The sequence below is a fragment of the Streptomyces sp. NPDC002784 genome, assembly GCF_053592135.1.
In genome coordinates this window covers 408,270-421,779 of the sequence record NZ_JBSFVD010000001.1, presented here as the reverse complement: position 1 = coordinate 421,779, position 13,510 = coordinate 408,270, and the positions used below count along the sequence as shown (strand labels likewise).

The following is a 13,510-nucleotide window of genomic DNA, read 5'->3' as shown; positions in this document are numbered from 1 at the left end:
GCGATCCCAGAGAACTGGACTGGCTGATCATGGGCGGATCAGCGCCACGACAGGACGGCCTCGCGGTCGTCCCCGGCTCGCCCGAGCCGACCAGCTTCGTGGACCGGCGCGCCGAACTAGCTGCCGGGCGGCGGCTGTTGGCCAGATCACGCCTGGTCACCCTGACCGGGCCCGGTGGAGTCGGCAAGACCCGCCTCGCCACGCGCCTCGCGGACCGGGTCCGCGGCGCCTTCCCGGACGGGGTCCGGTTCGTGGGGCTGGCGGGACTCGACGACCCGGCCCTCGTCCCGCACGCCGCCGCCGACGCGCTGGGCCTGCACGACCACAGCGGCCGGCCCCCGCTGGACGCGCTCGCCGGGCACCTGGGGGAACGGCGGCTGCTCCTCGTCGTCGACAACTGCGAGCACCTGCCCGCCGCTTGCGCGGAGCTGATCGCCGCCCTGCTCCACGGCACCCCGCACGTGCGGGTCCTGGCGACGACCCGGCACCGGCTGGGGCTGCTCGGGGAGCACCTCCTGGAGCTACGGCCGCTGCCGGTGCCCGACCCGGACGGTGACCTGTCCGACGCCCGCCGCCATCCCGCGCTCGCCCTGTTCGCCGACCGGGCCGCCGCCGTGGACCCCGCCTTCCGGCTGACCCCGGACAACCGGGCGGCCGTGGCCCGCCTCTGCCGCCGCCTCGACGGACTCCCGCTCGCCATCGAACTTGCCGCGGGACGCCTGCGGGACCTCGGACTCGACCAGCTGGAGGCGGGCCTGGACGCCCGCGGGGAGCTGCGCGCGACGGTCGACTGGAGCCACTCGCTCTGCACGGCGCAGGAACAGCTGACCTGGGCCCGCGCCTCGGTCCTGGCGGGCGGCTTCGACCTGGAGACGGCGGAGGCGGTGTGCGCGGACGGGGTACGGCTGCGCCCCGCGGACGTCGTGGAGGCGGTCAGCGCTCTGGTGGACAAGTCGGTGCTGATCAGGGAGACGGCGGCCGGAACCGTGCGGTACCGCCTCCTCGACACCCTCCGCCACTACGGCCTGGCCCGCCTCCGCGCCCTCCCCGGCGAGGAACCCACCGCGCGCCTGCGCCAGCGAACGTGGATGCAACACCTGGCCGACACCTACGAACGCGCGTGGTTCGGCCCGTCCCAACGCCACATCGTGGCCCGCCTGAAAGCCGACCAGGACAACTTGCGCACAGCCCTGAACTCCAGCCTTTCGGGCTGGGGGGAGAGCGGTGAGGGGCCTGGGGGGTGGGGTGACGGGTGTGGGGTCGGGGGCGAGGGGTTCGGGGGGTGGGGTGAAGGGTGCGGGGCTGGGGGCGAGGGGTTCGGGGGGCGAGGCGAGAGGTGCGGGGCTGAGGGCGAGCGGTCCGGTGGGCGGGGTCAGGGATGCGCGGTTGGGGGCGAGGGGCTCGGCGGCGCGGGTGGGTGTTCGGCCGTGCGGAGTCGGTGCGGTGTCGTGCCGGGCGGGAGCTCTGCGGAGTTGGACGACTGCCCTGCCGTAGCGCGGGACTGCGCAGCCGCGCCCGGCGCGCTCGTGACCGTCGCGGGTGGCCAGGTGGCCGCGCCCGGCGAGCCCTGTGCCGTCGTGGGCGGGCAGGTGGCCGGGTTCGGCGGGTCCTCGGTCGTCGTAGGCGTGCCTGGCGGGTGCCGTGCCGCCGGCGGCGGGCACGCCTCCCGCGCAGGAGTCGGCGTGGGCGGTGGGCGGGTCGGGGGGCTTCGGTTGGTGGGGGCTCTGTGGTTCTACTGGCATGCCTGTGGGGCTCCGCAGGAGGGGCGGTACTGGGTGGAGCGGGCCCTGGCGGTCAATCCCGAGCCCACCGCGGAGCGGGCCCGTGCGCTGTGGGTCGCCGGGCTGCTCGCCGCCGTCACCCGGGATCTCGCGCACGGCCGGCGGCTCGCCGAGGAGGCCCGCGCGCTCGCCCTCGCGCTCGGCGACGAGGCCGAGGCGGCGCACGCCGGTTACGTCATCGGCGTCATCACCCTCTTCCTCGACGACCTGCCCACCGCCCTCGCCCACTTCGAGGCCGCCGCGGAGCGGGGCCGCGTCCCCGGCCAGCACCTCAGCCTCGTCGGCCTGGAGCGCGTGGAACTCGCCTGCGCGCTGGGCTTCCTGGGTGAGGCGGACCGGGCCGTCGCCGTCTGCGAGGAGACCCGCCGGCTCTGCGAGCTGCACGGCGAGGAGTGGGTGCACTCGTACGTACTGAGGATGCTCGCCCTCGCCCACACCGTGCAGCGGGACTGGCCGGCCGCCGAACGCCACGCCCACCACGCCCTGCGCCTCAAGCTCGCCGTCCACGACGTCACCGGCATCGCCCTCACCCTCGACCTCCTGGCCCGCATCGCCACCGAGACCGGCGCCCACGAGCACGCGGCCCTCCTGCTCGGCGGCGCCGACCGGGTCTGGTCCGACATCGACCGCGACCGCTGGGGCTCGGCCGCCCTGCGGACGCCCCGCGAGGACAGCGAACGCCGCGCCCGCGCGGCCCTCGGCGAGCCGGCGTACGAGAAGGCGTACCGGTACGGCCGCGAGCTGGAGCTGACGGAGCTAGTGGGGCACGCGCTCGACGAGGGCCGCGGCACCCCGGACCCGGCCGGCGGGCCGAAGGGCTCCCACCTCACCCCCCGGGAGTCCCAGGTGGCCGACCTCGTGGCCCAGGGCCTGGCCAACCACCAGATCGCCGACCGCCTGGTCATCGCCCGGCGCACCGCCGAGGGCCACGTGGAACGCATCCTCGGCAAGCTCGGCCTCGACAACCGCAGCCAACTCGCCGCCTGGGTCACGGCCCGGCGCTGAACCACCACCGCACACGGCACAGACAGGGGAACGCGTGAGCAGTCAACCGCAGGTGTTCGACCACCGTATGACCGCCCCCGGCACCGACGACGCCTTCGTGGCCGCCGCCGTCCCCTTCCTGGCCCACGCCCTGGACAGCCCCGGCGAACCCCCGCCCGTCGCCGTCGCCGCCCCCGCCAAGCTGGACCTCCTGCGGGACGCCCTCGGCGCCGACGCGAAGAGCGCCGTACTCCTCCCGCACACCGACTGGTACACCGGATCCGCCGCCAACGCCGTCGCCCAGGCCGCCGGTTACCTCGCCGCGCACGCCGGCCCCGGCGGCCGTATCCACCTGCTGATGGAACCCGTCTGGAACGGCCGCGCCGGACGCTCACCGCGCGAGAGCGCCGAGTGGATCCGCTACGAGGCCCTCGCCAACCTCCTGTTCGCCCCGTTCGCCACCACCGCCCTGTGCGTCTACGACACCCGCACCGCCGGCCCCGCCCTCATCGCCGAGGCCCGCCGCGCCCACCCCGGCACCGGCGTGTACGAGGACCCGGTACGGCTCGCCGCCGAGCTGGACGCCGTACCCCTGCCACCACCCCCCGCGGACGCCCGGCGGCTGACCGGCGCGGACGCCGGGGCGGTACGGGCCTGGGCGGGCGGCAGCGGGCTGCCGGACGCGGACGCCGAACTGTTCGCGCTGGCCGTCACCGAGGCGGCGGCCGCGCTCGGCCCGCTCACCGGCGTCCGGCTGTGGGGCGAGGCGCCGGCCTGCGTCTGCGAGCTGCGCACCGCCCGCCGCGTCGACAACCCGCTGGCCGGCTTCGTCCCGCCGGACACCGGCGAACTGGAGCCGGGCCAGGGCCTGTGGTACGCCCGCCAGGTCTGCGCCTACGTCGACGTCCGGGACGACGCGGCGGGGGCGACCGTACGCCTGCAGTACGGGTAGGACACGGGGCCCGCGGGCGGGGAAACAGGTATATCTACCCGTGCGCCCCGCCCGCGGCCCGACGACCATGGACAGCATGCTGCAACTCCGGAACGGCTCCCACCGTCGACCGCCCGTCGGAGCCGGTCATCTCACCATGGAGTACGACCCCCGCCCCGCCGCGGTCCGCGAGGCCCGCAAGGAGGTGCGCAGGCAGCTGGAGACCTGGGGGCTCGCGGGCCAGGACGAGGTGCTGGACACCGCGGAACTGCTGGTCAGCGAGTTGGCGACCAATGCGCTGCTGCACTCGGCGAGCCGCTTTCGGGTGACGCTGTCCGCCGCGCAGGGCGTGCTGCGCTGCGAGGTGCAGGACGCCGGCCGGCGCACCCCGCAGGTGCTGGAGGCGGGCAGTTCGGAGAGCGGGCGGGGGATGTTCCTGGTGGACGCGCTGGCCCGCAGATGGGGCTGTCATCAGGACGGGCAGCGCAAGACGGTGTGGTTCGAACTCTGACGCGCCCTCTTGTCGGCCCGGCCCCACTGCGGTTTCTTGATCTGCATGGCGGACAGCTCGGGAAACTCTCAGGCACCACAGGCCCACGCAATCGACTCCTCTCCCCGCAAGTCCAGTTGGAAATACATCGGCCCCGGCATCGTCGTCGCCGCGACCGGGGTGGGCGCCGGCGACCTGGTGGCCACGCTGATCGCCGGCAGCAGCTTCGGGTACACGCTGCTGTGGGCCGCGATCATCGGCTGCCTGGTGAAGATCTCCCTCGCCGAGGCGGCGGGCCGCTGGCATCTGTCCACCGGACGCACCCTCTTCGACGGCTGGGCGAGCCTCGGCCGCTGGACGACCTGGTTCTTCGTCGGCTACGTCGTGATCTGGGGCTTCGTCTACGGCGCCGCGGCGATGTCGTCGAGCGCCCTGCCCCTGCAGGCCCTCTTCCCCGACGTGATGGACCTGGAGTGGTGGGGGATCGCCTGCGGCCTGGTGGGCCTGGTCTTCGTCTGGTTCAACAAGTACGCCGTCTTCGAGAAGGTCATGACGGTCCTGGTGGGCGTCATGTTCGTGGTGACGGTCTACCTGGCGATCCGGGTCACCCCGAACCTCGGCGACGCCTTCGCGGGCCTGCTGCCGGTGCTGCCCGACGCGGACGACTCCGTCCTGAACACCCTCGGCCTGATCGGCGGGGTCGGCGGCACCATCACGCTGGCCGCGTACGGCTACTGGGTCAACGCCAAGGGCTGGACCAACACCGGCTGGATGAAGGTGATGCGCCTGGACAACCGGGTCGCCTACGCCACCACCGGCATCTTCGTCGTCGCGATGCTCTTCGTCGGGGCGGAGCTGCTGCACTCGGCGAACATCGCGCTCGCGAGCGGGGACAAGGGGCTGCTCCAGCTGAGCGACATCCTGGAGGAGGAGTACGGCACGGCGACCGCCAAGTTCTTCCTGATCGGCTTCTTCGCCACCTCGTTCACCTCGCTGATCGGCGTCTGGCACGGCGTGAGCCTGATGTTCGCGGACTTCGTCGAGCGCTACCGCAGGGGTGACGCGACCCGCGGCGAGGACATCGCCACCGGCCGCCGCGAACGCAGCCTGCCCTTCCGCCTCTACCTGCTGTGGCTGACCTTCCCGCCGATGGTCCTGCTCTTCCAGGGCCAGCCCTTCCGCCTGATCATCATCTACGGCGTCCTGGGCGCGGCGTTCCTGCCGTTCCTGGCCGGCACCCTGCTCTGGCTCCTCAACTCCTCCCGCACACCGCGGGAATGGCGCAACGGCGCACTGAGCAACTCCATGCTGGCCATCGCGGGCCTGCTGTTCCTGGTGCTGTGCGTGAAGCAGATCTGGGACCAGCCGTGGTCGGAGTTCTTCTGACGGACTCCGGCCACGGCCGGCGGGGGTGGCGGTGCCTACGGCAGCGCGTGCACGTGCGGGCCCACCGCGTTGGACCACGCGTTGCCCGCCGTGGCGTCCCAGTTGGTCGACCAGGTCATCGCGCCGCGCAGGTCGGGATAGGTCCTGGACGGCTTGAAGGAACCGCAGTTGGTGCCCTTCGCCAGACAGTCGAGCGCGTTGTTCACCACGGCCGGTGACACATACCCGCTGCCCGCGCCCCGGGTCGAGGCCGGCAGGCCCAGGCCCACCTGGGACGGGGCGAGGCCGCCCTCCAGCTGGATGCAGGCGAGGGCGGTCAGGAAGTCGACCGAGCCCTGGCCGTAGACCTTGCCGTCGCAGCCGAGCATGGAACCGCTGTTGTAGTACTGCATGTTGACGACCGTGAGGATGTCCTTCACGTTCAGGGCCGTCTGGAAGTAGGAGTTCGACGTCGACTGCATGTCGATGGTCTGCGGAGCCACGGTGAGGATCATCGACGGTCCCGCCTTGGCCGACAGCGCCCTGAGCGCCTGGGTCATGTAGGTCGCGTTGAGCCCGTTCTCCAGGTCGATGTCGACGCCGTCGAAGCCGTACTCCTGCATCAGCGCGTACACCGAGTTGGCGAAGTTCGTCGCGGACGCGGAGTCGTTGACCGACACCGTGCCCCGCTCGCCGCCGACCGAGATGATGACCTTCTTCCCGGCCGCCTGCTTCGCCCGGACGTCCGCCTTGAACTGGTCGACGGTGTACCCGCCGAGCCCGGCCGAGTCGAGGGTGAAGGTCACCGCGCCCGGTGTCCCGGTGGCGTCGGCGAAGGCGACCGCGATGATGTCGTACTGCGCCTGGACGTCCGACAGCTTCTGCACGGCCGCGCCGTTGTTGAAATTCTGCCAGTACCCGGTCACCGCGTGCTTGGGCAGCGCGGGATTCGCCGGTGTCGCCGTGGTCGTCCCCGTCACCGTCGCCGACTTCGGCGACTCACCGGCCGAGTTCACCGCCGTGACCTGGAAGGAGTACGAGGTGGAGGCCGCGAGCCCGGTCACCGTGGCCGATGTGCCGCTGACCGCCGTGACCTTGGTGCCGCCCCGGTAGACGTGGTAGCCGGTCGCGCCCGGCACCGTGTTCCAGGCCAGGGAGATCGACGACGAGCTGCGTCCGGACACCGTCACCCCGCCCGGCGCGCCCGGGACCGTCGGCTCCGGGTCCCCGCCTCCGCCCCCGTCGGGCCCGAACACCGACAGGTCGTCGGCGTAGTAGGCGGCCTGGCCGTACCAGCCGTGCGTGTACACCGTCACCGACCGGGTCGCGGAGCCGGTGGTGAAGGTGGTGGTCAGCTGCTTCCAGCCGGCGGAGTCCGGCGTCCACGTCGACACGTCCGTGGTGCCGGTGCCGGTGACGCCCAGATAGGCGTACCCGCCCCGCACCCACGCGCTGAGCGTGTACGTCGCGTTCGGCTGGACCGCCACGGCCTGGGTGCAGCGGGCGTTGTCCTGCCCGGCCGGGGTCGCCTTCAGCGCGGCCGAGCCGCCGTGCACCGGGGAGGAGACGGCCGTACCGCTGCCCGCGGAGCAGGTCCAGTTGGTCAGGCCGGACTCGAAGCCGGCGTTCCTGGCGTTGTTGACATCGGCGGCGGAGGCCTGGCCGGTGCCCGCGAGGGAGAGGGCGAGCGCCAGGGTGACGGCACCCGTCCAGAGACGTGTCGATCGTCTGCGTATGGACATGTCAAAACACGTTGGTCCAGACCAATCCTCTTGTCAAGAGCAGGCGCCGAGATGCTCAACGTGCCCCGGTTTGGCGCAACTTGTGAAACGCCAGTTCCTTCATAGCTACAGAAACGCTGTTCTCCGGTCATGAACCCGTGGATACAGTGCTCACGTAGTCACGCAGTGAAGTCGGCTGTGTGTCCTGGGTGTACCGGAGTGACGCCGGTCGGGCCGGCGGGCATGGGGAGTGGGGAGCTGCGCGTGCCAACTGCCATCGCCGTGACCAGTGCCGACCTGGCGCTGCCGCCACAGGACGAACGGACCGTCCCCGCCGTCGTGCTCCAGGGCCTGGACCGGCAGCCGCTCGACCGCTCCCTGACCGCCCTGCAAGCGGTCGTCGAGCAGCACGGCCACCTCATCGTCGTCTGCTCCGAGGCCCTCGACCCCGCCGTGGAACGCCGGCTGCGCACCCTGCGCGCCCTCATGGAGAGCGACCGGATCGCCCTCTTCCGCCCCGAACTGCCGCCGCTCGGACTCGCCGTCCTGGTCCGCCAGTTGCGTCAGCTCGCCTCCTGCGACCTCAGCCCCGGCGTCCTTGCCTCGGCGGGCCGTCTGCTCACCCACTACATCCACGCCGGGGCGCTCCTCGGCTCCGTCGCCAGGCTCGACCGCGTCCCCGTCGGGCTCAAGTCCCACACCAGGTCATGGGTCCCGGGCAGCCAGTTCGGCGTCCTCGCCCACCCCGAACCGCAGCTGGTCCGGATCGGCCCCGAAGCCGCGCTGACCGGGCCGGAGTTCGGCACCCGGATGCTGGTCGCCAAGGGCCAGCTCCAGTCCGACTGGGTCACCGACACCCTGGCCAGGTCCTGGAGCGTCCAGGGCCTGCGCGAGGTGCCGCTGCCCGCCGAGTCGGAGCGGTGGTGGGGGACCGGACGGCTGATCGAGTTCTGCGCCTACCTCTCCGACCTGTCCGTGCTGTACCAGCTGGTCACCTCGGTGCGCCGGAGCGCCTGCCACTGGTGCGGCATCGACGTCATCGGCGACCGCTGTGTGTTCTGCTCCGCCACCCCGCCCGTACCCGAGACCCGCGCAGGCTGACCGAACCCGGAAGCCGCAGCAGACCGATCCCGACCGATTCCCCCAATGAGGTTGCACGGTTCATGAACTCCCGTCAGCGCCGCGGCGTGATACTCCTGATCCTGTCGGTCGTCTGCGCCCTCGGCGCCTTCGCCGGCGTGCTGTCCGTCATCGACGACGCCGAGTCCAAGGTCGGCCCCGAGGTCACCGCCTACCGGCTCAAGGCGGACGTCGAACCGTACAAGCCCCTCGACGCGGCCCAGTTCGAGAAGATCTCGATGCCCGAGCGGTGGCTGTCCGACAACGCGGTCACCGATCTCCGCGAGATCGAGGGCAGGATCGCGGTCACCACCCTCAAGCAGGGCTCCCTGCTCCAGAGCGACATGATCGTCGCCCAGCCGGCCCTGAAACCCGGGCAGCAGGAGGTCGCCATCATGATCGACGCGGCGACCGGGGTGGCCGGCAAGATCACCCCGAACTCCACCGTGAACGTCTACGCCACCTTCGAGGGCGAGCGGGAGGGTGCCCCCGCCCAGTCCAAGATCATCGTGACCAACGCCAAGGTCCTAGACGTGGGCGACCTGACCCCGCTGAAACCCGACGCCGACGACCGCGACCGGCAGCCCACCGACGCCGTCCCGATCACCTTCGCGCTGTCCACCCTCGACGCCCAGCGCCTCACGTACGCCGAGTCGTTCGCCCAGCGGGTCCGCCTCGCGCTGGTGGCGCCCGGAGGCGGCGGCACGGTCCCCGAGTCGGACCGGACGTACGAACTCGCGAAGGACAAGTGAGAGGCCCGCATGCCCACGAGGATCCTCCCGGCGGTCGGTGACGCGGACGCGGTCCGGTCGGTCACGACCCTGCTCAGCCAGCTCCCGGACGCCGAGCCGGTCGCCCCGGTGGTCGACTCCACCCAGCTCATCGACACCCTCGCCCGGCTGGCCGCCGAGTCCGTCGACGAACTGCCCGAGGTCGTGGTCGTCCATGAGCGCATCGGCCCGGTCCCCGCCCTGGAGCTGATCCGCGAAGTCGCCCTGCGCTTCCCGGCGGTCGGCGTCATCCTCGTCACCTCGGACGCGAGCCCCGGCCTGTTCCAGGCGGCGATGGACTACGGCGCCCGCGGCCTCGTCGCCCTGCCCCTGCACTACGAGGAACTCGCCACCCGGGTCCAGGCCGTCGCCCAGTGGTCGGCGGGCGTACGGCGCCATCTGGGCGGCGCCATCGAGGTGTTCACCGGCGTCGGCGGCACCGTCGTCACCGTGAGCGGCGCCAAGGGCGGGGTCGGCACCACCCTCGTCGCCATCCAGCTCGCCCTCGCCGCCCAGGCCTCCGGCCGCCCCACCGCCGTGCTCGACATGGACCTCCAGACCGGTGACCTCGCCTCCTACCTGGACGTCCAGTTCCGCCGCTCGGTCGTCGACCTCGCCGGCATCTCCGACATCTCCCCGCGCGTCCTGGCCGACGCCGTCTTCCGCCACGACAGCGGGCTCGCCCTGCTGCTCGCGCCCGGCGAGGGCGAACGCGGCGAGGAGGTCACCGACCGCGCAGCCCGGCAGATCGTCAGCGCCCTGCGCGCCCGCTACGAGGTCGTGATCGTCGACTGCGGCGCCCAGCTCAGCGGCGCCGGAGCGGCCATCGTGGAGATGGCCGACACCTCCCTGCTGGTCACCACCCCGGACGTGATCGCCGTCCGCGGCGCCAAACGCGCCGTCCGCATGTGGGACCGCCTGCAGATCCGCAAGGCGGAGGAGACCATGGTCGTCGTCAACCGCCACACCCGCGGCACCGAGATCCAGCCCTCCCTGATCCGGCAGATCACCGGCACCGCGCTCGCCGCCACCACGATCCCCGCCCACTTCAAGGAGCTGCAGAGCGTGGTGGACGCCGGCCGCCTGCACGAACTCGACGCCAAGAGCACCGTCAAGCAGGCCCTGTGGACCCTCGCGGGCGAACTCGGCCTGGTCAAGGCCGCGGCGGTCGACCGCCGCGGCGGACGGGGCTCGGTGAGCTTCCGCCGCCGCAAGGAGACTGGAGGGTAGTCATGCGCGCACTCCGCCGCGGAGACGACCGGGGCCAGGTCACCATCGAGTTCCTCGGCATGACCCCGCTGATCATCCTGACGCTCGTGCTGATGTGGCAGTGCGCGCTGCTCGGCTACACCTTCACGCTCGCCGGCAACGCCGCCGACGAGGCCGTACGGGCCGGCACGGCCGCCGACCCCGGCGCCAGACAGGGCGCCTGCCAGGCGGCGGGCCTCGACAAGCTGCCCGGCGCGTGGGAGGGCGGCGCGCAGGTGAGCTGCGCGACCGGCGGGGGGTTTGTGACCGCCGAGGTCCGGCTGGAGGTCCCGGTGCTGTTCCCCGGGTCGATCGGCTTCCCGTTCACGGTGGAGGGGCAGGCGGGGGCGGTAGAGGAGGCGACGGACTGAGATGCCGTACGAACGCATTCGCCGTGACCGTGGCCGTCTGCGGGCGCGTGCTCGTGACCGGCTGCGTGCGCGCGCCCGTGACCGTGGCCAGGTGGCCCTGGAGTACCTGGGCTTCATCCCCGTACTGATCCTGATCGCCATGGCGGCCATTCAGATCGGGCTCATCGCCTACACCGCCCAGCAGGCGGGCACCGCCGCCCGGGCCGGGGCGCGCAGTGCCTCGCTGGAGGGGCCCTTCGCGCAGGACTGCCAGGCCGCGGTGAGCGGCTGGCTGGCCGACGGGACCGCGTGCGCGAGCGCCGGGCTCGGCGACGAGGTACGGGTCACCGCGACCGTCGACATCCCGTCCATCGTGCCCGGCTGGGACTTCGGCGCCGCCACCAAGTCCGCCACCATGCCGCTCGACCACTGAGGAGCACGAGAGCCATGAGCCTGCGGGCCCGCATCAACACCCCCGAGGAGAACGGCAGCAAGGGCGAGGACGGCCATCTGGTCGCCTCCTACCGGGCCAAGCTGCTGGAGGAGATCGACCTCGCGGAGATGAGTTCGCTGGCCGCGGCCGAACGCCGGGCCCGGCTGGAACGCGTCCTCGGCCACATCATCAGCCGCGACGGCCCCGTGCTGTCCACGGTCGAGCGCTCGCAGCTGATCCGCAGGGTGGTCGACGAGGCGCTGGGCCTGGGCATCCTGGAGCCGCTGCTGGAGGACGCGTCGATCACCGAGATCATGGTGAACGGCCCCGACGCGATCTTCGTCGAACGAGCGGGCCGGGTGGAGCAACTGCCCCTGCGCTTCCCCTCCCACGACCAGCTGATGCAGACCATCGAGCGGATCGTCTCCACGGTGAACCGGCGCGTCGACGAGTCGAACCCGATGGTGGACGCGCGACTGCCCTCGGGCGAGCGGGTGAACGTGATCATCCCGCCGCTCTCCCTGACCGGCGCGACCCTCACCATCCGCCGCTTCCCGCGCTCCTTCACCCTGCACGAGATGGTGGGCCTGGGCTCGCTGGACGAGCAGATGGTGTATCTGCTCGCGGGCCTGGTGCAGGCGAAGTTCAACATCATCGTCTCGGGCGCGACGGGCACCGGGAAGACGACGCTGCTCAACGCCCTGTCCGGGCTGATCCCCGAGGTCGAGCGCATCATCACGATCGAGGACTCGGCGGAGCTGCAACTCCAGCAGGGCCATGTGATCCGCCTGGAGTCCCGCCCGCCGAACGTGGAGGGCCAGGGCCGGGTCACCATCCGCGACCTGGTCCGCAACTCCCTGCGGATGCGCCCCGACCGCATCGTCGTCGGCGAGGTCCGCGGCGGCGAGTCCCTGGACATGCTCCAGGCGATGTCCACCGGTCACGACGGCTCCCTCGCCACCGTGCACGCCAACAGCACGGAGGACGCGTTGATGCGGCTGAAGACGCTGGCCTCCATGTCCGACGTGGAGGTCCCCTTCGAGGCGCTGCACGACCAGATCAACAGCGCCGTCGACGTCATCATCCAGCTGACCCGGTTCGCCGACGGCGCCCGCCGCATCACCGAGATCGCCGTCCTCGACAGCCACGGCGGCGAACCGTACCGACTGGCCACGGTCGCCCGCTTCAACGCCCAGCCGATGGCGGCGGACGGCCGGGTCTACGGCGTCTTCGAGTACTACCCGCTCCCGCGCCGCACCGCGGACCGCCTCTACATGGCGAACCAGCCGGTGCCGCAGGCGTTCGGGGTGGCACGGACCGTGGAGCAGTTGGCCATCCGAGCGGCCAGGTAGGGAGGAGAGGAACCGATGGAATTCCAGACGCTGATCACGCTGACCACCGGCATCACCCTGCTGACCTGCGCCCTGGCGGTGGCGGGCCTGCACGCCTGGGCGGCCGGCCGGGCCCAGCGCCAGGCACTGGTGGAGCGCCTCTCGGCGACCGGCCAGATCACGGCCGGGGGCCGCCGGCGCCGCTTCGGCGACCTGGACCGCAGACTGCGCCGTACGAAACCGGGCCGGAAGCTGGAACTGCGGCTGGCGGCGACGGGCCTCGACGTGACGCCGGGCGAGTTCTTCGTCTACATGCTGGCCGCGGTGGCGGGCCTGTGGCTGGTCGGCCAGGCGACGCTGGCGCCGTTCTTCGGCCCGATAGCGGGGCTGCTGGGGGTGTGGGCGGCCGTCCAGTTCCTGAACTGGCAACGGCAGAAGCGCATCGAGAAGTTCATCAACCAACTCCCCGAGCTGGCCCGCATCCTGGCCAACGCCACCCAGGCCGGCCTCGCGCTGCGCACGGCGATCGGCATGGCGGCGGACGAGCTGGAGGCCCCGGCGGGCGAGGAACTGTCCAAGGTGGCCAACCAGTTGGCGATCGGCGCCTCGATGGACGACGCGCTGGGCGAGCTGGCGGACCGGCTGCCCTCGCGGGAGCTGGTGGTGCTGGTGACCACGCTCGTCCTGTCGAACCGGGCGGGCGGCCAGGTGGTCAGCGCCCTGCGCAACCTGACGGAGACGCTGGAGGAGCGGAAGGAGACCCGCCGGGAGATCCGCACCCAGCTCTCCCAGGTGAGCATGACCTCGTACGCCGTCCCGGCGCTCGGCATCGGCTCCCTGTTCCTGATGAACGGCGTCAAGGACGGCGCGCTGGACCGTATGACCGGCTCACCGGCCGGCCAGGTGGCGGTGATCGTGGCGTTCGGGCTGTACGTCATCGGCTTCGTGATGATCCGCCGTCTGTCGCGGATCGACGTCTAGGGGGGA

Annotated in this window: 12 protein-coding genes; 11 read left to right on the top strand and 1 reads right to left on the bottom strand. The window is 72.2% G+C overall.

Annotation, left to right across the window (positions count from 1 at the left end; genetic code table 11):
- Positions 1-29 precede the first annotated feature (29 nt).
- The 4 genes from ACWD1Z_RS01915 (at position 30) to ACWD1Z_RS01900 (ending at position 5,572) form a co-directional block, all read left to right on the top strand.
- On the top strand, positions 30-2,786 hold the full coding sequence (locus tag ACWD1Z_RS01915) for a LuxR C-terminal-related transcriptional regulator (protein ID WP_451114710.1): 2,757 nt from the start codon (positions 30-32) through the stop codon (positions 2,784-2,786).
- 34 nt (positions 2,787-2,820) lie between these two features.
- Positions 2,821-3,717: an anti-sigma factor RsbA family regulatory protein gene (locus ACWD1Z_RS01910; RefSeq protein WP_451114708.1), complete on the top strand. Its 897-nt coding sequence runs from the start codon at positions 2,821-2,823 to the stop codon at positions 3,715-3,717.
- Positions 3,718-3,793: 76 nt separating this feature from the next.
- A complete protein-coding gene (locus ACWD1Z_RS01905) occupies positions 3,794-4,207 on the top strand; it encodes an ATP-binding protein (RefSeq protein WP_451114707.1) in 414 nt (137 codons plus the stop codon).
- Positions 4,208-4,252: 45 nt separating this feature from the next.
- The gene (locus ACWD1Z_RS01900) at positions 4,253-5,572 is read left to right on the top strand and encodes an Nramp family divalent metal transporter (RefSeq protein ID WP_451114705.1); all 1,320 of its coding nucleotides are present in this window, start codon (positions 4,253-4,255) and stop codon (positions 5,570-5,572) included.
- Positions 5,573-5,607: 35 nt separating this feature from the next.
- Here the strand turns inward: ACWD1Z_RS01900 and ACWD1Z_RS01895 are convergent, their stop codons facing one another.
- Positions 5,608-7,293, bottom strand: a complete 1,686-nt coding sequence (locus ACWD1Z_RS01895) for a chitinase (RefSeq protein WP_451114704.1) — start codon at positions 7,291-7,293, stop codon at positions 5,608-5,610.
- Between the two features lie 222 nt (positions 7,294-7,515).
- On the opposite strand from ACWD1Z_RS01895, the gene ACWD1Z_RS01890 reads away from it, so the two are divergent.
- The 7 genes from ACWD1Z_RS01890 to ACWD1Z_RS01860 all read left to right on the top strand — a co-directional run bounded on the left by ACWD1Z_RS01890 (position 7,516) and on the right by ACWD1Z_RS01860 (position 13,504).
- Positions 7,516-8,373, top strand: a complete 858-nt coding sequence (locus ACWD1Z_RS01890) for a hypothetical protein (protein WP_451115432.1) — start codon at positions 7,516-7,518, stop codon at positions 8,371-8,373.
- A 62-nt stretch (positions 8,374-8,435) separates the two neighbouring features.
- Positions 8,436-9,143 (top strand): Flp pilus assembly protein CpaB, encoded by a 708-nt coding sequence (cpaB, locus tag ACWD1Z_RS01885; protein WP_451114702.1) that lies wholly within the window; start codon positions 8,436-8,438, stop codon positions 9,141-9,143.
- Positions 9,144-9,152: 9 nt separating this feature from the next.
- Positions 9,153-10,391, top strand: a complete 1,239-nt coding sequence (locus ACWD1Z_RS01880; RefSeq protein WP_451114700.1) for an AAA family ATPase — start codon at positions 9,153-9,155, stop codon at positions 10,389-10,391.
- Positions 10,392-10,393: 2 nt separating this feature from the next.
- Complete coding sequence (locus ACWD1Z_RS01875; RefSeq protein WP_451114698.1) at positions 10,394-10,780, top strand: TadE/TadG family type IV pilus assembly protein; 387 nt, start codon at positions 10,394-10,396, stop codon at positions 10,778-10,780.
- Between the two features lies 1 nt (position 10,781).
- Positions 10,782-11,192: a TadE/TadG family type IV pilus assembly protein gene (locus ACWD1Z_RS01870; RefSeq protein WP_451114696.1), complete on the top strand. Its 411-nt coding sequence runs from the start codon at positions 10,782-10,784 to the stop codon at positions 11,190-11,192.
- A 14-nt stretch (positions 11,193-11,206) separates the two neighbouring features.
- Complete coding sequence (locus tag ACWD1Z_RS01865; protein WP_451114694.1) at positions 11,207-12,544, top strand: CpaF family protein; 1,338 nt, start codon at positions 11,207-11,209, stop codon at positions 12,542-12,544.
- Between the two features lie 15 nt (positions 12,545-12,559).
- Positions 12,560-13,504, top strand: coding sequence for a type II secretion system F family protein (locus ACWD1Z_RS01860; protein ID WP_389415175.1), 945 nt, complete (start codon positions 12,560-12,562; stop codon positions 13,502-13,504).
- Positions 13,505-13,510: the final 6 nt, after the last annotated feature.